Origin of the sequence: Pseudomonas algeriensis, from assembly GCF_048847255.1 — a bacterium.
Classification (GTDB): domain Bacteria; phylum Pseudomonadota; class Gammaproteobacteria; order Pseudomonadales; family Pseudomonadaceae; genus Aquipseudomonas.
Genome location: NZ_JBKKRK010000020.1, coordinates 85468 through 105516, shown reverse-complemented (window position 1 = coordinate 105516; position 20049 = coordinate 85468). Strand labels below are relative to the sequence as shown.

The 20049-nt window shown below is 58.9% G+C and carries 20 protein-coding genes and 2 pseudogenes; 11 read left to right on the top strand and 11 right to left on the bottom strand.

Going from position 1 to position 20049, the window contains the following annotated elements; all coding sequences use genetic code 11:
• Positions 1-272: 272 nt before the first annotated feature.
• Positions 273-587, bottom strand: coding sequence for an antibiotic biosynthesis monooxygenase family protein (locus ACLK1G_RS23145; protein WP_420767518.1), 315 nt, complete (start codon positions 585-587; stop codon positions 273-275).
• Positions 584-1294 (bottom strand): CTP synthase C-terminal region-related (seleno)protein, encoded by a 711-nt coding sequence (locus ACLK1G_RS23140; protein WP_420767517.1) that lies wholly within the window; start codon positions 1292-1294, stop codon positions 584-586. Before ACLK1G_RS23140 ends, ACLK1G_RS23145 begins: the two co-directional genes overlap by 4 nt.
• A gap of 14 nt (positions 1295-1308) precedes the next feature.
• Here ACLK1G_RS23140 and ACLK1G_RS23135 point away from each other — a divergent pair, with 14 nt between their 5' ends.
• Positions 1309-2256, top strand: coding sequence for a LysR family transcriptional regulator (locus tag ACLK1G_RS23135; protein WP_420767516.1), 948 nt, complete (start codon positions 1309-1311; stop codon positions 2254-2256).
• A 3-nt stretch (positions 2257-2259) separates the two neighbouring features.
• Here the strand turns inward: ACLK1G_RS23135 and ACLK1G_RS23130 are convergent, their stop codons facing one another.
• Positions 2260-2868, bottom strand: a complete 609-nt coding sequence (locus tag ACLK1G_RS23130; RefSeq protein ID WP_420767515.1) for a TetR/AcrR family transcriptional regulator — start codon at positions 2866-2868, stop codon at positions 2260-2262.
• A gap of 183 nt (positions 2869-3051) precedes the next feature.
• Between ACLK1G_RS23130 and ACLK1G_RS23125 the strand changes: the two genes are divergently transcribed.
• Positions 3052-4110, top strand: coding sequence for an MBL fold metallo-hydrolase (locus tag ACLK1G_RS23125; RefSeq protein ID WP_420767514.1), 1059 nt, complete (start codon positions 3052-3054; stop codon positions 4108-4110).
• A gap of 18 nt (positions 4111-4128) precedes the next feature.
• On the opposite strand, the gene ACLK1G_RS23120 is transcribed toward ACLK1G_RS23125, so the two are convergent.
• The 3 genes and pseudogenes from ACLK1G_RS23120 to ACLK1G_RS23110 form a co-directional block, all read right to left on the bottom strand.
• Positions 4129-4446: a helix-turn-helix domain-containing protein gene (locus tag ACLK1G_RS23120; protein WP_420767513.1), complete on the bottom strand. Its 318-nt coding sequence runs from the start codon at positions 4444-4446 to the stop codon at positions 4129-4131.
• Positions 4447-4528: 82 nt separating this feature from the next.
• Positions 4529-4636: pseudogene (locus tag ACLK1G_RS23115) on the bottom strand (helix-turn-helix domain-containing protein); the annotation flags it as partial.
• A 35-nt stretch (positions 4637-4671) separates the two neighbouring features.
• Positions 4672-5655, bottom strand: a complete 984-nt coding sequence (locus ACLK1G_RS23110; RefSeq protein WP_420767512.1) for a hypothetical protein — start codon at positions 5653-5655, stop codon at positions 4672-4674.
• Positions 5656-6115: 460 nt separating this feature from the next.
• Here ACLK1G_RS23110 and ACLK1G_RS23105 point away from each other — a divergent pair, with 460 nt between their 5' ends.
• A complete protein-coding gene (locus ACLK1G_RS23105; RefSeq protein WP_420767511.1) occupies positions 6116-6340 on the top strand; it encodes a hypothetical protein in 225 nt (74 codons plus the stop codon).
• Positions 6341-6545: 205 nt separating this feature from the next.
• Here the strand turns inward: ACLK1G_RS23105 and ACLK1G_RS23100 are convergent, their stop codons facing one another.
• From ACLK1G_RS23100 to ACLK1G_RS23080, 5 genes and pseudogenes are all read right to left on the bottom strand, one after another.
• Positions 6546-6866 (bottom strand): helix-turn-helix domain-containing protein, encoded by a 321-nt coding sequence (locus ACLK1G_RS23100; protein ID WP_046062559.1) that lies wholly within the window; start codon positions 6864-6866, stop codon positions 6546-6548.
• The gene (locus ACLK1G_RS23095) at positions 6844-7215 is read right to left on the bottom strand and encodes a type II toxin-antitoxin system RelE/ParE family toxin (protein WP_420767510.1); all 372 of its coding nucleotides are present in this window, start codon (positions 7213-7215) and stop codon (positions 6844-6846) included. Before ACLK1G_RS23095 ends, ACLK1G_RS23100 begins: the two co-directional genes overlap by 23 nt.
• A gap of 292 nt (positions 7216-7507) precedes the next feature.
• Positions 7508-7952: pseudogene (locus tag ACLK1G_RS23090) on the bottom strand (BRO-N domain-containing protein); the annotation flags it as partial.
• A 63-nt stretch (positions 7953-8015) separates the two neighbouring features.
• Positions 8016-9263 (bottom strand): ribonucleotide-diphosphate reductase subunit beta, encoded by a 1248-nt coding sequence (locus ACLK1G_RS23085; RefSeq protein ID WP_024776511.1) that lies wholly within the window; start codon positions 9261-9263, stop codon positions 8016-8018.
• A gap of 485 nt (positions 9264-9748) precedes the next feature.
• Positions 9749-10012 carry a DUF2790 domain-containing protein gene (locus ACLK1G_RS23080; protein ID WP_420767509.1) on the bottom strand — a complete coding sequence of 88 codons (264 nt, stop codon included), beginning with the start codon at positions 10010-10012 and terminating at the stop codon, positions 9749-9751.
• Between the two features lie 420 nt (positions 10013-10432).
• Between ACLK1G_RS23080 and acs the strand changes: the two genes are divergently transcribed.
• The 8 genes from acs (at position 10433) to aruF (ending at position 20014) form a co-directional block, all read left to right on the top strand.
• A complete protein-coding gene (acs, locus tag ACLK1G_RS23075; RefSeq protein ID WP_420767508.1) occupies positions 10433-12388 on the top strand; it encodes an acetate--CoA ligase in 1956 nt (651 codons plus the stop codon).
• A gap of 710 nt (positions 12389-13098) precedes the next feature.
• Positions 13099-13872, top strand: a complete 774-nt coding sequence (locus ACLK1G_RS23070) for an ABC transporter substrate-binding protein (protein WP_420767507.1) — start codon at positions 13099-13101, stop codon at positions 13870-13872.
• 89 nt (positions 13873-13961) lie between these two features.
• Positions 13962-14651, top strand: coding sequence for an ABC transporter permease (locus ACLK1G_RS23065; protein ID WP_420767506.1), 690 nt, complete (start codon positions 13962-13964; stop codon positions 14649-14651).
• Positions 14648-15346, top strand: coding sequence for an ABC transporter permease (locus tag ACLK1G_RS23060; protein WP_420767505.1), 699 nt, complete (start codon positions 14648-14650; stop codon positions 15344-15346). Before ACLK1G_RS23065 ends, ACLK1G_RS23060 begins: the two co-directional genes overlap by 4 nt.
• A 56-nt stretch (positions 15347-15402) precedes the next feature.
• Entirely contained in the window at positions 15403-16167 is a 765-nt protein-coding gene (locus ACLK1G_RS23055) for an ABC transporter ATP-binding protein (RefSeq protein ID WP_420767504.1), read from the top strand.
• 112 nt (positions 16168-16279) lie between these two features.
• Positions 16280-17260, top strand: a complete 981-nt coding sequence (gene argR, locus ACLK1G_RS23050; protein ID WP_420767503.1) for a transcriptional regulator ArgR — start codon at positions 16280-16282, stop codon at positions 17258-17260.
• Positions 17261-17538: 278 nt separating this feature from the next.
• Positions 17539-18759: an aspartate aminotransferase family protein gene (locus ACLK1G_RS23045; RefSeq protein ID WP_420767502.1), complete on the top strand. Its 1221-nt coding sequence runs from the start codon at positions 17539-17541 to the stop codon at positions 18757-18759.
• 235 nt (positions 18760-18994) lie between these two features.
• Positions 18995-20014 carry an arginine/ornithine succinyltransferase subunit alpha gene (aruF, locus tag ACLK1G_RS23040; RefSeq protein ID WP_420767501.1) on the top strand — a complete coding sequence of 340 codons (1020 nt, stop codon included), beginning with the start codon at positions 18995-18997 and terminating at the stop codon, positions 20012-20014.
• Positions 20015-20049: the final 35 nt, after the last annotated feature.

Here is a 20049-nt window from a genome sequence, read left to right as displayed (position 1 = left end):
CCCCCACCCGTGGGGGTGACCCCGGGTTTGTTGGGGGGGGCGCGCGCCTGCTCGCGATAGCGGTGGATCAGCCAGCATCATCGTGACCGGCACGCCGCCATCGCGAGCAAGCTCGCTCCCACTAGGAATTGGTGCTGAACAACGAAGGTGTGACCACCGGGGAATAGTGTGGGAGCGAGCCTGCTCGCGATAGCGGTGGATCAGCCAGCATCATCGTGACTGACACACCGCCATCGCGAGCAAGCTCGCCCCCACTGGTTTTGTGGCCGATATCAAGTCTGGCGTTGGAAGGCATAGTCCCGTTCGACTTTGCACACCCTCGTCTGGCAATGGGCATACCAGGTCGCGCGGCCTCGCTCACGGATCGCGCTGTGTTCAGGATGCTGCTTCCACGCCAGGATTGCAGCTTCATCGCGCCAATAGGACACGGTGATTCCCAGGCCGTCGTCGCCACGGGCTGATTCGATGCCGAGAAATCCGGGTTGCTCCTGGACAAGGGTCAACATGTGCTCGGCGGCTTCGGCGTAGCCTTGGTCCCCGTCGGTACGCAGGGAAGTGAAAATCACGGCGTAATAATGGGCGCTCATGTCCTTTCCTCCGCGCAGGCTTCGACAAACGCGCTGACCAGCGGCGGCACGCGGCCTTCCAATGCTGCGCGTTCAGGCTGGAACAGCGTCGCGACAAAAAACGGATGGCCTTGAAGTTCAACCGCTCGCAGGCCGCCGTCCGAATCCCGGGCAACGGCGTGCAGCCGCTGATTCAACAAATCCTTTTCCAAATCCGGGTTGACGCCAAAACGGCAATGGTAGCCCTCCGATACCGTCCGGCGGCCGTAAGCCTTGGCAATCAACGACTCCGCATCGAGTTGAAGGCTGTCGATGGTTTCCACCAGCGCACAGCTCAGCGGCGTCAACAGTGCCCGTTCAGCTTCGGGGGAAGTTTCGCCGTGGACGGCGTCGGCCCAGCCCATCACGTTGCGGGCGTATTCCAGCACCGCATGCTGAAAACCGCCGCAGGTGCCGAGGAAAGGCCGACGCTGTTCGCGGGCAAAACGAATGGCCCGTAAGGCCCCTTCTTCATGTTGGTACGGGCTGCCGGGTACGCACCAGACACCGTCGAAATCCTCCAGCACGGCGGTGTTGGTGATGTGCGACGTTCCCAGCCATTGGAAGCGGATTTCATGGCTGGTTTGCTTGCCCGCGAGCTCGAGTGCGAGGGGGATCGCCCGGTGAGCGGTGATTTGAGGGTCGTGATCGCCGATCAGGGCGATGTTTAAAGGACGTTGTTTATCCATGGGAGGCTCGCCGCTTGTTGATTCCTGGTGGCCACTATAGATTGGCGTTCACGCAATCAATATTGGCGTTCACCCAAGTGATCAATGCAGCGACGCACTATCGTCTGGACTACCCCGATCTATCCCTGATCCTCGCGCTGGTCCGTGGCGGCTCGCTGTCCCGGGCCGCTCGCCTCCTGCAGGTGGACGTGTCCACGGTGTTTCGTTCGGTACGTCGGCTGGAGGCGGCCTTGGGCCTGCCCTTGTTTGAAAAAAGCCGCTTTGGATATTTGCCCACGAGCCTGGCCCAGGCGTTGGCCGAACAAGCCGAGCGCGCCGAGCAGGCGTTGGAGGCGGCGCGAGTGGGCGTGGAGCAGGGCGGTGAGGTGATTAGCGGGACGGTACGCCTGACCTGCAGCGACTCAGTCCTGCAAACGTTGTTGCTGCCGGCGCTGGCGCGTTTCATGCCCGCTTATCCGGCGTTGAGTCTTGAGTTGAGCACTTCGAACGACTTCGCCAACCTCAGCCGCCGCGATGCCGACATTGCGTTGCGACTGACCCGTACACCGCCGGAACACCTGGTCGGTCGCAACCTGGGTCATGTGGCTTACCGGGTATGCGCCGGCGCTACGTATCTTCGCGCGGCGAATGCAGATGACCTGGCCGCCATGACCTGGATCGCGCCGGATGATTTCCTCCCCGACCACCCCACGGTGGCCTGGCGTCGCCAGCATCTACCCGGCGTGGTGCCCGCCTATCGCTGTAACAGCATGCTCTCGGTCACCGAGCTGGTGCGGGCCGGCCTGGGGGTTGCGGCGCTGCCGGACTTCTTGATCGATGAAGGCAAGGGCCTGATGCCTTTGGGCGAACCGCTGGAGGGTTACGACACGGCGCTGTGGCTGCTGACCCGTCCGGACTGCCGGGCCTTGCGTTCGGTGGTGACCTTGTTCGATGAATTGGGGCGCAATTTGCGGTGGGGCTGAGGTTCAGGCTTGGTACCGATTCAGGAACATGTCGAGGGCCGATTCGATCACGTGGGTTTGTTCCTCCTGGGTCAGGCTCGGTTGCCCCATCGACACCTGTGGCCAGAACGCAAACGTCTTGAGCAACCCGTGCATCTGTTGGGCGGCAAATGCCGGCTCCACGGGTTTCAAGCGGCCATCGGCCTGGGCTTGGCGAATCCAGGCAGCCAGGCCTTCCTCGCGCTGCCCCATGCGCGACACCATGTCCTGGGCTCGCTCCGGGGAATGAATGGTTGCGGCGATGGCGATGCGCGCCAGGTCGAGAAAATTCTCGTTCGCCAGCAATTGCAGTTTGGCTTGCAGCAACGTTTGAAGCTGCTCCCGTAGCGGCGTTTGCGGGCTGTAGGGCATGTCCTGTTCTGCGGTGATGCTGTTCCATAACCGATTCAGGATTTCGGCAAACAGTTCTTCCTTGCTTGGAAAGTGGTTGTACACCGTGCGCTTCGACACGCCTGCCGTCGCCGCGATCTTGTCCATGCTGGTGATTTCGAAACCGCTGTTGCGGAATTCAGCAATCGCGGCCTGGAGAATGGCTTCGCGTTTTCGCTCGGTAAGGCGCTGCGGTGCGGTCATGGGCAGTTCGTCGGCAAAGGAAAATTACACTCGGTAGTTTACTTGCTCTTTCGATTCATGCAATCTGGAAACTACACCGAGTGGTGTAGTTTTGAATAAGGCGGCTGAGCGTACATGCAACGGCCATTCAGCGTCCCGCAACGGCGAAGCGCATACGTGCGGACGCCCTGGAGTTATCGCACCATGACCCATCCCTCTTGTTCGACCAACCATCCTCCTGCCCATGAGTCCTCGCGGCAAGACCAGGGCAAATATCGCAACCATGTCTTCACGCCGCGTGAAGGATTTGGCACGACCCTGCGCATCATCTGGAACATGATTTTCCACAAGCCCCGCTCCACCCGTCCTGCGGGCGCCATCGATGTACAACCGTTGAGTCGAGCCGCGCTGCTGGCCGCGCCGAATCACAGCGCCTTCCGCCTCGGTCATTCCACGGTGCTGCTCAAGCTGCGGGACAAGTTCTGGCTGACCGACCCGGTGTTCTCCGAGCGTGCTTCACCCGTGCAATGGGCCGGCCCGAAGCGTTTTCATCAACCACCCATCAGCCTGGAAGAATTGCCGCCGATCGAAGCGGTGATCCTGTCCCACGATCATTACGACCACCTCGACCATCAAGCCATTCTCAAGCTGGCGGCCAAGACCCGTCACTTCCTGGCGCCCCTGGGCGTGGGCGACACTCTGGTCAAATGGGGCGTCGACGCCGGCAAGGTGCGCCAGTTGGACTGGTGGCAGGGCACCGAGGTGGACGGTATCGATTTCATCGCCACGCCTTCCCAACATTTTTCCGGTCGAGGCCTGTTCGACAGCAACAGCACCTTGTGGGCCTCATGGGTAATGATCGATGGCGACACGCGAATCTTCTTCAGCGGCGACACCGGTTACTTCGAAGGTTTCAAGCGCATCGGCGAGCAATACGGCCCTTTTGACCTGACGCTGATGGAAACCGGCGCCTATAACGTGGATTGGCCCCATGTCCATATGCAGCCGGAGCAGACCTTGCAGGCCCATATCGATCTCAAGGGCCGTTGGCTACTGCCAATCCACAACGGCACATTCGACCTGGCGATGCATGCCTGGTATGAGCCTTTCAATCGCATCCTGGCCCTGGCCGCGGAACGCAACGTTTGTATCACCACGCCGCAAATGGGCGAAGCCTTCACCCTGACGCAACCGCAACGTGGCCGCGCCTGGTGGCTAGACGTGAAGCCCTCGGCATATCAGGACCAAGCCGGTATTGCCTAGCACCTGCGCAAGTCGATGTTATTCGATCATCCCGTAATCGGGCCGCCCCATAGGGTCTGGCGTCGCGCCCTTGATGTTCATGCCGCGCCCCGGTGCGAAGCCAGGGAAGAACACCAGACCCTCGGCTTCCAGACGAAACGCCAAGGCCAGGCGGGTCACGTCTAGCAACTCGCCACCGGCCTCGAAGCGGCGGATGGCCTTGACCGAGACGCCGGATTGCCGGGACAACTCCTCGACACTCCAGCCCAGCATGGCTCGGGCCTGCGCACTGTGGGCGGGGGTGAATTGATAGACAGCGATGCGTTCCAGGGTGGTTTTGATTGCGAGAGAGGCCATGGGGTGCTCCAAAGCTGTGGGATTCGAAAATACTGTGTTTTTGTACAGTTGTTTTGAGTCCCGATCAATCTCATTTTTTTGATCAATGACCGGCGGTCATCTCCAGCCAGGTGCTCGGAGCATGGCTAAGCGTCCAGCGAAACATGGTGGAAAACGCCGCTGGGCTGTCATAGCCCAGGTCCAGGGCAATGGGTTTACGCAGGCTCGTACGGGCCTTCAGCCGGATCAGTCTTCAGCCAACCCCGGCGCCTCCCGAATAATGAAGTGATCCAGGTTCTCGATATTGGCACTGAACACCCCGAACGTTTCTTCGGGGTTCTTCTTGCTCGGCACCTGCTTCAACTCCGGCGTGACGCCATAAAAGAAGCAATACAACGGCGCATCACTGTCGATGGCGTGCTTGATCTCTGCCAGGAACGCCTTGCGCTTGCGGTAGTTATCGATCAGCTTCTTGCTCAGGTAAGCGTTGACCGAGTAAGGTTTTTTCTTCGCCTCGTCCGGCTGCTTGAACCAGACCTTTGCTTCGAAGTCGATGCGAAAGCTCAGGGTGTAATCCTTTATCTCCTTGATCTTGCCCCAGTAAATCAAGCCCTTATTGTCCTGCAAATACTCGATCTTCTTGAAGAACGATCCGTAGGGCGCCGTGTGCTCGCCAATCTTCAACGGCATGCGCTTGAGCAGGTCCTTGTTATCGAAATTCGAAACGAAACATTCCACCGGGTGGGCGAAGACACTGGTTTTGTCCGGTGTTGAATCCTGCGCGGAATGAGCGTTATCACCGTGGGAAGATACGGATGAGAGCGTAGGCCGATTCGCTTCAACGTTGTCAGACGGGGCGGACGGCTTGCGCACGTACTGACGCCGAGTCAGTAACAACTCCGACGGAAAATGCTCCTCGCGGTCGTCATCTGCTTCAACGCTTTGCGCATCAAGCCCTGGCGTTTTCGGACTGACATAAGGGCAGCCTTCGATATGCTGGGTCGTCGGCTGATTCTTGAAATGCGGCGTGCGGATGTAATTGACGTTCTTGGCATTGAACGTCGTCAGCCGATTCCCCTCATCAAACGCCGCCCGACAGGCATCGTTGGGGCACTGAAAGCGCTCCTTGGCCGAATCGAAGGCCATGGTCTCGTCGAAATTCAGGTCCCGAACGTCATAGATCGAAAGCTTGGCATCGAGGCTGAGGCAATAGGCGGTGTCGAATTTCATCGGGGCTCGGGTCGGTGAGAGGAGGTGTATTAATACCGAAGGGCAGGGCGGGATGCACCCAAAGTTTCAACCCATCACAAAGCTCCTGTGGGAGAGCTTGCTCGCGATTCCCAAAACCAACCCGACCATCAAACTTGCTACCCACCTGTGCCCTGACATTAACCAGTGCCGAGGGAGCTTGCTCCCGTTGGGCTGCAAATCGGTCCCCCGGTTTTACGGCCCCAAACTTGTATGAATCGGTATCATAATGCCGGTTATACCCTGACCTTTCAGATAATCGGCAATATACTGCCGGAAACAGCGAATAAGAAACTTCGATGAAAAAGAATACCGGTGAACGGCGCAGGGAAATTATTGACGATATCGTCATACAGCATGTGACGGGGATCGAAACCTTGGGAACCGCTGTTCGCCGGCTACGGCTTGAGGTGACCGGACTGGATCAGGAGACCTTGCTGCCATGTGCAAGATGTCGACCAAGGCCCTGTACCAGATCGAGAAGGACAAGGGTAACCCGACCATCAATACCCTCGAAGCTATTCTGAGAAAGTTCGGGCTGCGACTGGGGCTGACCAAGGCTGCCACAAACCTTTACGCGCCGCCTCCTGAACAGAGAAAAATGGACGCCAGAATGCCCGTTCGCGGCGCCAATCCTAAACGTAAGTCGCTAGATAGCTCGGGATAGTTGCCGCTCCACGAGTTACTGGGAAGGACGCTGGTGACAAGGAGGCGACCGAATAAGTGTATGGCCTGTCTCGGAGCTGGTGGGCAGGTTCATTCATGAAAAAGCCCCCTACAGGGGCTCAATTTAATCTTGCGGTGGTTTTTGATTGTTGTCCGGTGGATTTTTCACACCTTCGGTCGTCAGTTCGTCTCCGGCTCCGTGCCTGCTAGGCCAGTATTTCGATACCGTGTTTTTCCACGATACTGAGCAGCTTAAGGGCCATCCCTCCTGGACGTTTGTCGCCGGCTTCCCACTGCTTAACTGTCGATGCGCTTGTGTTCAGGTAGCGGGCAAAAACCGGCTGACTGACGTGACTGCGCAGACGAATTTTCTTGATCTGGGCAGGTGGGATCTCAGCAGGCACCTCAGCAATGCAGGTCTCATCGAATTCCCGCATGGTGGCCTTGTCGATAGCGCCGATTTTCAGCAGTGCCTCAGCCGAGCTATGAATCGACTCGAAAGCCTCACTTTTGAATTTTTTCGCCATTACATATCTCCAAAAATTCTTTTCCATCCAGCAGATGCTGGACTTGCTCCTTGCTCAAGCCTTTATAGGCATCAGCAAGCATCTTAAACGCGGCCAGCTCTTTTTCAGTGATGTTGTCCTGGTCTTTCTTAGCAAACAGAAACTGATAAACCCAATAGCTACGACCCTTGGCAAGGATGATCGAGCGGTGACGATTTTTATTGAGGCGTTTTTTCCAGACGCCTCCGCCCAAATCATCGGCTTGTCCGTTCACTACCTCCTGCACCGCCTTGCAGAGAGCAGCATCTGTGATCGTTGCCTTCTTTGCTGCAGCAGCAAAGGTCTTCGTTTTGAATACCCTCATTGGCATAAGCTTTCCCTTTGATGTGTAAAGCTACCACTCAGTGGTATAGGTGTCAAAAACCTGAATCTTGCAGATAGCGTCATCTAGTATGGGGACGGGGAACGCGGCCGTGAGGGAGCGGGGCTCTGATATTGTTTCAACACATCGCAAAACCTGTGCGAGTGAGCAGCAATCGAGCCACATCACCAACGCCAGTGGCGAGGGAGCTTGCTCCCGCTGGGCTGCGCAGCAGCCCCAATTCCATATGACCAACAAAAAGCCGTCCCCCGAACACGGGCGACGGCTTCCGATTGAACGCTCAAAACCCTCGCAAAATCCGAGAAGCTTTCCGCCACCAGGATTCATGCTGGCTAAACGGATCATCCACCAACACCGCCGGCATATCCCGCAAGCGAATCCATGGCTCATCCTGCCAGTGCAGCATGCAGAGCGACATCTTCGGCCAATCCAACACGCTCAACGTAGGCCGTTCCACCTTATGGGAGTAGCGCTCATCCCGCAGGGTTGGCACCACCTGATGCGTGATCCACTCACGCAGCAATCGATCTTCAGGGCAGTAGTGATAAACCAGCAATGCATAGACGCCTGACTCGCTCAGCATCACGTTCTTCGGTCAAGCCGTGGACATGCACGAGCATGATCCGGCGCTGGACAGGATCAAGCTTTCGGGTCATGCGTTCATCGAGGTGCTTGCTCATCAAACGCCCCAAATCGGATGCGCTGAACCAAGCCTGGTTTTGAATGTAAAAAACCCCGCTTTCACGGGGTTTTCAGTGACGCATGCAGCCTAGGATTTTCCTTTCGAATCAATCCCAGCTCAAAGCCCCACCCGTTTGATACTCAATCACCCGCGTCTCAAAGAAGTTCTTCTCTTTCTTCAAGTCCATGATCTCGCTCATCCAAGGGAACGGATTCGTCGTGCCCGGATACTCTTCCTTCAAGCCAATCTGCGACAGACGACGGTTGGCGATGAACTTGAGGTAGTCCTCCATCATCGCCGCGTTCATGCCCAGCACGCCGCGAGGCATGGTGTCGCGGGCGTATTCGATTTCCAGTTGGGTCCCTTGCAGGATCATCTGGGTCGCTTCTTCCTTCATCTCGGCGTCCCACAGGTGTGGGTTTTCGATTTTGATCTGGTTGATCACGTCGATGCCGAAGTTCAGGTGCATGGATTCGTCGCGCAGGATGTACTGGAACTGCTCGGCGACGCCGGTCATTTTGTTGCGGCGGCCCATGGACAGGATCTGGGTGAAGCCGCAGTAGAAGAAGATGCCTTCCAGAACGCAGTAGTAGGCGATCAGGTTGCGCAGCAGCTCTTTGTCGGTTTCCGGGGTGCCGGTTTCGAACTTCGGATCGGAGATCGAACGGGTGTATTTCAGGCCCCAGGCGGCTTTCTTCGCGACCGATGGGATCTCGTGGTACATGTTGAAGATTTCGCCTTCATCCATGGCCAGCGATTCGATGCAGTACTGGTAGGCGTGGGTGTGGATCGCCTCTTCGAACGCCTGGCGCAGGATGTACTGGCGGCATTCCGGGTTGGTGATCAGGCGGTACACGGCCAGGACCAGGTTGTTGGCAACCAGGGAGTCGGCGGTGGAGAAGAAGCCCAGGTTGCGCATTACGATGCGGCGTTCGTCGTCGGTCAGGCCTTCCGGGTTTTTCCAGAGGGCGATGTCGGCGGTCATGTTGACTTCTTGCGGCATCCAGTGGTTTGCGCAGCCGTCCAGGTACTTCTGCCAGGCCCAGTCGTATTTGAATGGCACGAGCTGGTTGAGGTCGGCGCGGCAGTTGATCATGCGCTTTTCATCGACGGCGACACGGGCGGAGGCGCCTTCGAGTTCGGCGAGGCCTTCGGCGACGTCGAGTTTGTCGAGGGCCGCCTTGGCGCGAATGATCGCGGCCGAGTCGCTGGCCGTCACGGCGCGGGCTTCGAGGGCGGCGGCACCGCCGGCGCTGTCGAGGCGGTCCATGTTGGCTTCAGAAGCGTGGCCGGCGTTGGCGCCTTTTACGGCAACTTCGCCGTCTTCTTTGTCGAATTCGTCCCAGCTCAGCATGACGTGTCGTCTCCTGCGTGAGGGCCAGATGCCCGATAAGGCCTACTGGCCGCGGTGGATCTTGAAAAATCGTTTGTTGCAGCAGCTGACGCAGGCAATAAACAGAAAAATGTACGGGTCATTCCGGAGCGGCGGTAGAGCGGGAAGGCGATTGCCCCCTGCGTTGGCTCCAGGCTGGCGTGATCCCTGTAAGGGAATATTGCAGGCCCGTTTAAGGCGGCATTATAAGGACTTTTTTGCCTACGTGGTGCGGCGAAATAGCTCACGGGAGGGGTGGTGAGGGGCGTATCCGCATGGGAGCGCGGGTTTACAAGGCTTTGGCCGCTGAAGTTTTTTTTCGCATGGATAGGGCGACGACTTTTTTTGATCACAAAATGATCGATTTTTGCCTTTTTGCACTACATGTTGTGTTTTCTGGCGCTTTTTGGTGGCTCCAGACACAACCAGGCCCGATCGGTATCGGGCCGTGGGATTGCTGGTTGTGATCAGCTGTCGGAACAACCGTTGCCCAGCACGCGGTAGCGCAGGATGTGGCGTTGGCCCTTGGAGTCTTCGTATTCCATTGTTGCCGGGACCACTTCGCAAACGTTCGGGATCGTGCTCATGGAAAGGACCTTGGCAATGTCCAAGTGGCTGGAGTAGGTGTACTCCTCGATAGCCGGTTTTTGCTGCGCGAGATCGGTCGGGGTTTCGTCAGCCATCGCGGTGGTGCAGAGGCTGCCGAGGACCAGAACCCATAAAGCTTTCATCTGTATTTCACCTTTGTTGAGGTCGAGTGGGGGCACGCAGCCTTTTTGGGGCTGCGTGTGGAGCGAGTTTTGGAAGTTGGATCAACGGCCTTCGTGGGGGCTGTGTTGCGTCAATCGTGTTTGCCGGTTGGCGAGGTGGATTTTAGAAGTTGGGGGCGGGGGCAAACAGACTCGGTTTTGATAAACACTGTTGGTTGATCTGGTAACAATCGGCTGACTTTTCGTTGGATCGATGATGGCTGACCCAGCGCCTTCGCGAGCAGGCTTGCTCGCCACATGAAGATATCTTCAAGTGCGTTTGCCAGTTAGTACCGACATTTTGTAGGGACTTGTTACTACCATCGTCGAATGGTTCTATAGGCCCGCCCCGGGCTACAACGGGATCATACAAAAACAACTATTGTCACCGAGGTAAGAAAGATGAGTGCGGCTTCTGTGTATCCCGTTCGTCCCGAGGTAGCGGCCAATACGCTGACTGACGAGGCGACCTACAAGGCCATGTACCAGCAGTCGGTCGTCAACCCGGACGGCTTCTGGCGCGAGCAGGCCAAGCGCCTCGATTGGATCAAGCCTTTCACCACGGTGAAGCAGACTTCTTTCGACGACCACCATGTCGACATCAAGTGGTTTGCCGATGGCACCTTGAACGTTTCCTATAACTGCCTCGACCGACACCTGGCCGAGCGCGGCGATCAAGTCGCGATCATCTGGGAAGGCGACGATCCTTCCGAGAGCCGCAATATCACCTATCGCGAGCTGCACGAAGAAGTCTGCAAGTTCGCCAACGCCTTGCGCGGCCAGGACGTGCATCGCGGCGACGTGGTGACCATCTACATGCCGATGATCCCCGAGGCCGTGGTAGCGATGCTGGCCTGTACCCGCATCGGCGCGATTCACTCGGTGGTATTCGGTGGCTTCTCTCCCGAGGCCCTGGCCGGTCGGATCATCGACTGCAAATCCAAAGTGGTGATCACCGCCGACGAAGGCATTCGTGCTGGCAAGAAAATCCCGCTCAAGGCGAACGTCGACGATGCGCTGACCAACCCGGAAACCAGCAGCATCCAGAAAGTCATCGTGTGCAAGCGCACGGCGGGCAACATCAAGTGGAACCAGCACCGCGACATCTGGTACGAGGACCTGATGAAGGTCGCCGGCACCGTATGCGCGCCGAAGGAAATGGGCGCCGAAGAGGCCCTGTTCATCCTCTACACCTCCGGTTCCACCGGCAAGCCCAAGGGCGTGCAGCACACCACGGCTGGCTACTTGTTGTACGCCGCGCTGACCCATGAGCGGGTGTTCGACTACAAGCCAGGCGAGATCTACTGGTGCACCGCCGACGTGGGCTGGGTCACCGGCCACAGCTACATCGTCTATGGCCCGCTGGCCAACGGTGCGACCACGGTGCTGTTCGAAGGCGTGCCGAACTACCCGGACATCACCCGGGTGGCCAAGGTGATCGACAAGCACAAGGTCAATATTCTCTACACCGCGCCTACCGCCATTCGCGCGATGATGGCCTCTGGCACCGCCGCCGTCGAAGGCGCCGATGGCAGCAGCCTGCGCCTGCTGGGTTCGGTGGGCGAGCCAATCAACCCGGAAGCGTGGGATTGGTACCACAAGAATGTCGGCAAGGAGCGTTGCCCGATCGTCGATACCTGGTGGCAGACCGAAACGGGCGGTGTGCTGATCAGCCCGTTGCCAGGCGCTACGGCGTTGAAGCCAGGTTCCGCTACTCGGCCGTTCTTCGGTGTTGTGCCGGCACTGGTGGACAACCTCGGCAACCTGGTCGAAGGCGCTGCCGAAGGCAACCTGGTGATCCTCGATTCGTGGCCAGGCCAGGCGCGTACCCTGTACGGCGACCATGACCGTTTTGTCGATACCTATTTCAAGACCTTCAGCGGTATGTATTTCACCGGCGACGGTGCGCGTCGCGACGAGGACGGCTACTACTGGATCACCGGCCGGGTGGATGACGTACTCAACGTGTCGGGTCACCGCATGGGCACCGCCGAGATCGAGAGCGCAATGGTCGCCCACCCGAAAGTCGCCGAAGCGGCGGTCGTGGGTGTGCCGCATGACATCAAGGGGCAGGGCATTTATGTCTACGTCACCCTCAATGCCGGCGAAGAGACCAGCGAGGCCCTGCGCCTGGAACTGAAGAACTGGGTGCGCAAGGAGATCGGTCCGATTGCCTCGCCGGATGTCATTCAGTGGGCGCCGGGCCTGCCGAAGACCCGTTCCGGCAAGATCATGCGCCGCATCCTGCGCAAGATTGCCACGGCGGAATACGACGGTTTGGGTGATATTTCCACCCTGGCCGATCCGGGTGTGGTGGCGCACCTGATCGAGACGCACAAGACCATGAACGTCGCCTGACGGTCGCATGTAGTACCCAAGAGCCCCGCCCGGTATTTGCCGGGTGGGGTTTTTTATATAGGCCTGCGGCGCTCACTTTTGTGGCGAGGGGATTTATCCCCGTTGGGCTGCGAAGCAGCCTTAAAGCCAGGCAACTCGGTGTATCAGAAAGAATGAGTGGTGTGACTTGGGGCTGCTTTGCAGCCCAGCGGGGATAAATCCCCTCGCCACAGGGTTTGGTGTTGGCTGGCGGGATGGATGAATAAATATCGGCGTTCAATGTAAGAAGCGTCGGAACGTTACCGGTGTTTCGAAATGTGTAACCAAAGGCGCCACAACGGGGCGATGTGAAACGCCAAGCCCCGTCGCAGGGCGTTTTCACGCACCTCGAAAAACAAGCCGACACGCTGTGCTTGCCGGATTAGAAGGGTTTGCCAATAATGGGCCCGCTATTTGCAGCATGGATCGGTTCCCTTTCCTTTGCTCTTGCATGTATTTGCGGGGCTGTCAATGTGCTCGAACAGCTTTCTCGGTGCTTCTGTAATTTGTTGTCGCATTGAAGAAATATCGGCTTCGGGCCTGTCGTTAGAATGCCGATCACTCGCTCGTCGTGGCCTGCGTTGAATAAAATGCGCGCTTGTCGGACGCAGCACCAAAGTTCGTTCCACCCATTCGCATATTGGGCTGTTGCTCACTCTGCCGTTTTCGCCCTTTACCGATGGAGTCCCAAGATGAAGAAACTTGTGCTGCTTGGCGCCCTGGCACTGTCCGTGCTGTCCCTGCCGACCTTCGCTGATGAGAAGCCCCTGAAAATCGGTATCGAAGCCGCTTACCCTCCGTTTGCCTCCAAGGCTCCGGACGGCAGCATCGTCGGCTTCGACTACGACATCGGTAATGCGCTGTGTGAAGAGATGAAGGTCAAGTGCGTGTGGGTCGAGCAAGAGTTCGACGGCCTGATTCCGGCGCTCAAGGTACGCAAGATCGACGCGATCCTGTCGTCGATGTCGATCACCGAAGATCGCAAGAAATCCGTTGATTTCACCAACAAGTACTACAACACCCCGGCCCGTCTGGTGATGAAGGCCGGCACCCAGGTCAGCGACGGCCTGGCCGAGCTCAAGGGCAAGAACATTGGCGTGCAGCGCGGTTCGATTCACGAGCGTTTCGCACGTGAAGTCCTGGCCCCGCTGGGTGCCGAGATCAAGCCGTACGGTTCGCAGAACGAGATCTACCTGGACGTCTCCGCCGGTCGCCTCGACGGCACCGTGGCCGACGCCACGCTGTTGGATGACGGTTTCCTGAAGACTGACGCGGGCAAAGGCTTTGCGTTTGTTGGCCCGGCCTTCACCGATGTCAAATACTTCGGTGACGGCGTGGGTATCGCGGTTCGCAAGGGTGACGCGTTGAAAGACAAGATCAACACTGCAATCGCTGCCATTCGCGAGAACGGCAAGTACAAGCAGATCCAGGATAAATACTTCGCCTTCGACATCTACGGCAAGTAACACGTCCCGCCACTGCGGCGAAATGGCGCAAGCAACAGGATTTCTGCGGTTTGCGCCATTTTTTCATCCCACTTTCGAGGACCTGAATCATGTTGAAAGGCTACGGGGCTGTCATCCTCGATGGCGCATGGTTGACGCTTCAGCTCGCCTTGTCGTCCATGGCCCTGGCCATCGTCCTGGGGTTGATCGGTGTCGCGCTGCGCCTCTCGCCGGTCCGTTGGCTGGCGTGGCTGGGCGACCTGTATTCGACGGTAATCCGCGGCATTCCGGACCTGGTGTTGATCCTGCTGATTTTCTACGGCGGCCAGGACTTGCTCAACCGTGTGGCGCCGATGCTTGGCTATGACGACTACATCGACCTGAATCCGCTGGCGGCCGGTATCGGCACCCTGGGTTTCATCTTCGGCGCCTACCTGTCGGAAACCTTCCGCGGCGCGTTCATGGCCATCCCCAAGGGCCAGGCGGAGGCGGGCATGGCGTACGGCATGAGTGGGTTCCAGGTGTTTTTCCGAGTGATGGTGCCGCAGATGATCCGACTGGCGATCCCGGGCTTCACCAACAACTGGTTGGTACTGACCAAGGCCACCGCGCTGATTTCCGTGGTGGGCCTGCAGGACATGATGTTCAAGGCCAAGCAGGCGGCGGATGCCACCCGCGAGCCTTTCACCTTCTTCCTCGCAGTTGCGGCGATGTACCTGGTGATCACCAGCGTTTCGTTGCTGGCATTGCGTCACCTTGAGAAGCGCTACTCGGTAGGCGTAAGGGCGGCTGATCTATGATCTTCGACTACAACGTCATCATTGAAGCCTTGCCGCTGTACTTCAACGGCTTGCTGACCACCCTGAAGCTGTTGGCCTTGTCGCTGTTCTTCGGCCTGTTGGCGGCGCTGCCCCTGGGGCTGATGCGGGTGTCCAAGCAGCCGGTCGTCAACATGACGGCGTGGCTCTACACCTATGTGATTCGCGGCACGCCGATGCTGGTGCAGTTGTTCCTGATCTATTACGGGCTGGCGCAGTTCGCCGTCGTGCGCGAAAGCTTCCTCTGGCCGTGGCTGTCCAGCGCGACGTTCTGTGCGTGCCTGGCGTTCGCCATCAATACCAGCGCCTACACCGCCGAAATCATCGCCGGCAGCCTGCGGGCCACGCCCAACGGTGAGATCGAGGCGGCCAAGGCGATGGGGATGTCGCGCTACAAGCTGTATCGCCGGATCCTGCTGCCCTCGGCCCTGCGCCGGGCGCTGCCGCAATACAGCAACGAAGTGATCATGATGCTGCAGACCACCAGTCTCGCGTCCATCGTCACCTTGATCGACATCACTGGTGCCGCGCGCACGGTGAATGCGCAGTACTACTTGCCGTTCGAGGCCTACATCACGGCCGGCGTGTTCTACCTGTGCCTGACCTTCATCCTGGTGCGCCTGTTCAAGCTGGCCGAGCGCCGCTGGCTGGGTTACCTGGCCCCGCGCAAGCACTGATAACGCATCGATCCGATCGACTGCTCAACGATTGACGTTTTGTGAGAACCGACCGCATGTACAAGCTTGAAGTCCAAGACCTGCATAAACGCTATGGCAGTCACGAAGTGCTCAAGGGCGTGTCCTTGAAAGCCGCCGCCGGCGATGTGATCAGCATCATCGGCTCCAGTGGCTCCGGCAAGAGTACCTTCCTGCGTTGCATCAACCTGCTTGAGCAACCCCATGCCGGCAAGATCTTCCTCAACAACGAAGAGTTGAAGCTCGTAGCAGGCAAGGACGGCGCCATGAAGGCCGCGGACCCAAAGCAACTGCAGCGCATGCGTTCGCGGTTGTCGATGGTGTTCCAGCACTTCAACTTGTGGTCCCACATGACCGCCCTGGAAAACATCATGGAAGCGCCGGTGCATGTATTGGGCGTGGCCAAGGCCGAAGCGCGGGAGAAGGCCGAGCACTACCTGAACAAGGTCGGCGTGGCCCATCGCAAGGACGCCTACCCAGGCCACATGTCCGGCGGCGAGCAGCAGCGCGTGGCGATCGCCCGGGCGCTGGCGATGGAGCCGGAGGTGATGCTGTTCGATGAACCGACTTCGGCCCTCGACCCTGAATTGGTGGGCGACGTGCTCAAAGTGATGCAGGCGTTGGCGCAGGAAGGCCGGACCATGGTGGTGGTGACTCATGAAATGGGCTTTGCCCGCGAAGTGTCGAACCAGTTGGTATTCCTGCACAAAGGCATCGTTGAAGAAAGCGGCAACCCACGGGAAGTGCTGGTCAACCCGCAATCGGAGCGCCTGCAACAATTTCTGTCGGGCAGCCTCAAGTAATCGCTCCCGTTACGCACCGGATTGGATCATGCTGCGCGCCATGCGCCAGATGGTCTAGTTTGGTTGCAGCCGCTTTCGGCTTTAACACTGTTTTCGCTTCGGATTGCCCGCCATGACTGCCCATCGAATAGGTTTCCTGATTTGGCCCAGCACTAAAGCCTTGACGCTGGCGCTGGCCGAGGAGGCCTTGCGTGTCGCCCAGCGCGTGCATCCGGACGTGGTCTACGAATTGTCGTTCCTGCAAGCCGAGCCACCGGCCGAGGGCGCCTGGCAGTTACCCGGTGAATCCTGGGTCGGCAAGCTCGAAGGTCTTCAGAAACTGTTTCTGGTGGCCGACGAGCCACCAACGACGCTGGCCTCGCCGCTGAGCAGCGCCCTCAAGCAATTGGTGCGCGCAGGTTGCGTCATCGGCGGTTTGTCCGCTGGCGTCTATCCGCTGGCGCAGTTGGGTTTGCTCGATGGCTATCGAGCTGCCGTTCACTGGCGCTGGCAAGATGACTTCTCCGAGCGCTTCCCCAAGGTCATCGCCACCAGCCATTTGTTTGATTGGGACCGCGATCGCCTGAGCGCTTGCGGCGGCATGTCGGTGCTTGATCTGCTGTTGGCGGTGCTGGCCCGGGACCACGGCGCCGAACTGGCTGGCGCGGTGTCGGAAGAACTGGTGGTCGAGCGCATCCGTGAAGGCGGCGAGCGCCAGCGTATTCCGTTGCAGAACCGCCTGGGTTCCAGTCATCCGAAGCTCACCCAGGCCGTGCTGTTGATGGAAGCCAACATCGAAGAGCCGTTGACCACCGACGAGATCGCCCAACATGTGTGCGTGTCCCGCCGGCAGCTGGAGCGGATCTTCAAGCAGTACCTTAATCGCGTGCCGAGCCAGTATTACCTGGAGCTGCGCCTGAACAAGGCCCGGCAGATGTTGATGCAGACCAGCAAATCCATCATCCAGATCGGCCTGTCCTGTGGTTTCTCCTCGGGGCCACACTTCTCCAGCGCCTACCGCAACTTCTTCGGCGCGACACCGCGGGAAGATCGCAACCAGCGGCGTAGCAGCAGCCCGTTCGAATTGTCCTCGGTTCCGTCCGAGCGCGGCTAAATGGTAAGACTGCGGATAGAGCGGTCAACACAAAAACTGCTCCCACAGGTGTTTTGTGCCTGGCAGTGGAAATGTGGATGCAGGCACCTCAAATACACCGGCAACGTTTAAACTGCGCCATTGCGACGCTATTTGTCGCATTGCCGTAAACCCGCGCAAAACGTGGGTTGGCGCTATAAGAAGTTGTCGCTTGGCGGCAAGGCCGGGCTGAAAACTGTCCTTACAATCCTTACCAAGCTCGCCAGTTCCAGGCGGGTGTTCCTCTTCAGGAGACTCCGATGTCCGTTGAGCAAGCCGCGGTACAACGCGCCGATTTCGACCAGGTGATGGTTCCCAACTATGCACCTGCAGCCTTCATTCCTGTGCGTGGTGCCGGTTCCCGCGTGTGGGACCAGTCCGGTCGCGAGCTGATCGACTTTGCGGGCGGTATCGCGGTCAACGTACTGGGCCATGCCCACCCGGCGCTGGTCGGTGCACTGACCGAGCAGGCCAATAAGCTGTGGCACGTATCGAACGTGTTCACCAACGAGCCAGCCCTGCGCCTGGCGCATAAACTGGTCGATGCGACCTTCGCCGAGCGCGCATTCTTCTGCAACTCCGGCGCCGAAGCCAACGAGGCCGCTTTCAAGCTGGCCCGCCGGGTCGGGTTCGATCGGTTCGGCAGCGAAAAATATGAAATCATCGCCGCGCTCAACAGTTTCCACGGCCGGACGCTGTTCACCGTCAACGTAGGCGGGCAGTCGAAGTACTCCGATGGTTTCGGCCCTAAAATTACTGGCATCACCCACGTTCCTTACAACGACCTGGCGGCTCTGAAAGCGGCGGTCTCGGACAAGACCTGCGCCGTGGTGCTGGAACCCATCCAAGGCGAGGGCGGTGTGTTGCCGGCCGAGTTGGCCTACCTGCAGGGCGCCCGTGAACTGTGCGATGCACACAACGCACTGCTGGTTTTCGACGAAGTGCAGACAGGCATGGGCCGTAGCGGCGAGCTGTTCGCCTACATGCATTACGGCGTGGTCCCGGACATCCTCACCAGCGCCAAGAGCCTGGGCGGTGGTTTCCCGATCGCGGCGATGCTCACCACCGAAGCGCTGGCCAAGCACCTTGTCGTCGGCACCCACGGCACCACCTACGGCGGCAACCCGCTGGCCTGCGCGGTGGCCGAAGCGGTAATCGATGTGGTCAATACCCCTGAAGTGCTCAATGGCGTCAAGGCCAAGCACGACAAATTCAAGACCCGGCTGTTGCAGATCGGCGAGAAGTACGGCCTGTTCACCCAAGTGCGTGGCCTGGGTCTGCTGATCGGTTGTGTGCTGAACGACGCCTGGAAGGGCAAGGCCAAGGACATCTTCAACGCCGCCGAACAGGAAGGCCTGATGATCCTGCAAGCCGGCCCGGACGTGATCCGCTTCGCTCCGAGCCTGGTGGTGGAAGACGCCGACATCGACGCCGGCCTGGACCGCTTCGAGCGGGCCGCGGTGAAGTTGACCCAAGGCTGAAGCTGGACTGGATCCCTTGTGGGAGCGAGCTTGCTCGCGATGGCGGCGGATGAGCCAGTATCAAAGTGACTGACACACCGCTATCGCGAGCAAGCTCGCTCCCACAGGAGTCTTGCAGTGGCTGAAAAATCGAAGACCGCCGCAAATGTAGTCATGGGCCAGGGTATTCGTTTAGTTTTTTTCTGTGTATCGATCTTACGGTCGAACCCTTTATTTCAAGTTAAGGAGTGACACCATGCTGGTGATGCGCCCCGCGCAAATGGCTGATCTGGGCGAGGTACAGCGTCTGGCTGCGGACAGCCCGATCGGTGTCACTTCCTTGCCGGATGACGTGGAACGCTTGAGCGACAAGATCGCCGCAAGCGAGGCCTCGTTTGCCGCCGAAGTCAGCTTCAATGGTGAAGAAAGTTATTTCTTCGTTCTCGAAGACACCGCCACCGGCAGATTGGCCGGCTGTTCGGCCATTGTCGCTTCGGCGGGTTATTCCGAACCGTTCTACAGCTTCCGCAACGAGACCTTCGTCCACGCTTCCCGTGAGCTGAAGATCCACAACAAGATCCACGTACTCTCCCAGTGCCACGACCTGACCGGCAATAGCTTGCTGACCAGCTTCTACGTGGTCCCGGAACTGGTGGGTTCGCCGTGGTCGGAGCTGAACTCGCGCGGGCGTCTGCTGTTTGTCGCCAGCCACCCGGAGCGTTTCGCCGATTCGGTGGTGACCGAGATCGTCGGCTATAGCGACGAAAACGGCGACTCGCCATTCTGGGACGCCATCGGTCGCAACTTCTTCGACCTCAACTATGCCGCAGCCGAGCGCCTGTGCGGGTTGAAAAGCCGGACCTTCCTCGCCGAGCTGATGCCGCATTACCCGATCTACGTGCCGCTGTTGCCGGATGCCGCCCAGGAAGCCATGGGCCAGGTCCACCCGCGCGCGCAGATCACCTTCGACATCCTGATGCGCGAGGGTTTCGAGACCGATCACTACATCGACATCTTTGACGGCGGCCCGACCCTGCACGCTCGCGTCTCGGGGATCCGCTCGATCGCCCAGAGCCGCGTGGTGCCGGTGAAGATCGGCGAAACCGTCAAGGGCGCCGGGCGGCAGTACCTGGTGGCCAATGCCCAACTCCAGGATTACCGCGCCGTGTTGCTCGACCTCGACTACGCGCCAGGCAAACCTGTGACGCTGGACATGGAAGCAGCCGAAGCCCTGGGTGTTGGCGAAGGCGCCAGCGTGCGCCTGGTAGCGGTTTAAACAGCAGTTTTCGCGGGTGGCATGAGCGGCCCGTT

Coding starts and splice junctions, on each gene's coding strand:
- ACLK1G_RS23145 (WP_420767518.1), bottom strand. CDS start 587: ATGAGCGCCCATTATTACGCCGTGATTTTCACTTCCCTGCGTACCGAC.
- ACLK1G_RS23140 (WP_420767517.1), bottom strand. CDS start 1,294: ATGGATAAACAACGTCCTTTAAACATCGCCCTGATCGGCGATCACGAC.
- ACLK1G_RS23130 (WP_420767515.1), bottom strand. CDS start 2,868: ATGACCGCACCGCAGCGCCTTACCGAGCGAAAACGCGAAGCCATTCTC.
- ACLK1G_RS23125 (WP_420767514.1), top strand. CDS start 3,052: ATGACCCATCCCTCTTGTTCGACCAACCATCCTCCTGCCCATGAGTCC.
- ACLK1G_RS23120 (WP_420767513.1), bottom strand. CDS start 4,446: ATGGCCTCTCTCGCAATCAAAACCACCCTGGAACGCATCGCTGTCTAT.
- ACLK1G_RS23110 (WP_420767512.1), bottom strand. CDS start 5,655: ATGAAATTCGACACCGCCTATTGCCTCAGCCTCGATGCCAAGCTTTCG.
- ACLK1G_RS23105 (WP_420767511.1), top strand. CDS start 6,116: ATGTGCAAGATGTCGACCAAGGCCCTGTACCAGATCGAGAAGGACAAG.
- ACLK1G_RS23100 (WP_046062559.1), bottom strand. CDS start 6,866: ATGGCGAAAAAATTCAAAAGTGAGGCTTTCGAGTCGATTCATAGCTCG.
- ACLK1G_RS23095 (WP_420767510.1), bottom strand. CDS start 7,215: ATGCCAATGAGGGTATTCAAAACGAAGACCTTTGCTGCTGCAGCAAAG.
- ACLK1G_RS23085 (WP_024776511.1), bottom strand. CDS start 9,263: ATGCTGAGCTGGGACGAATTCGACAAAGAAGACGGCGAAGTTGCCGTA.
- ACLK1G_RS23080 (WP_420767509.1), bottom strand. CDS start 10,012: ATGAAAGCTTTATGGGTTCTGGTCCTCGGCAGCCTCTGCACCACCGCG.
- acs (WP_420767508.1), top strand. CDS start 10,433: ATGAGTGCGGCTTCTGTGTATCCCGTTCGTCCCGAGGTAGCGGCCAAT.
- ACLK1G_RS23070 (WP_420767507.1), top strand. CDS start 13,099: ATGAAGAAACTTGTGCTGCTTGGCGCCCTGGCACTGTCCGTGCTGTCC.
- ACLK1G_RS23065 (WP_420767506.1), top strand. CDS start 13,962: ATGTTGAAAGGCTACGGGGCTGTCATCCTCGATGGCGCATGGTTGACG.
- ACLK1G_RS23060 (WP_420767505.1), top strand. CDS start 14,648: ATGATCTTCGACTACAACGTCATCATTGAAGCCTTGCCGCTGTACTTC.
- ACLK1G_RS23055 (WP_420767504.1), top strand. CDS start 15,403: ATGTACAAGCTTGAAGTCCAAGACCTGCATAAACGCTATGGCAGTCAC.
- argR (WP_420767503.1), top strand. CDS start 16,280: ATGACTGCCCATCGAATAGGTTTCCTGATTTGGCCCAGCACTAAAGCC.
- ACLK1G_RS23045 (WP_420767502.1), top strand. CDS start 17,539: ATGTCCGTTGAGCAAGCCGCGGTACAACGCGCCGATTTCGACCAGGTG.
- aruF (WP_420767501.1), top strand. CDS start 18,995: ATGCTGGTGATGCGCCCCGCGCAAATGGCTGATCTGGGCGAGGTACAG.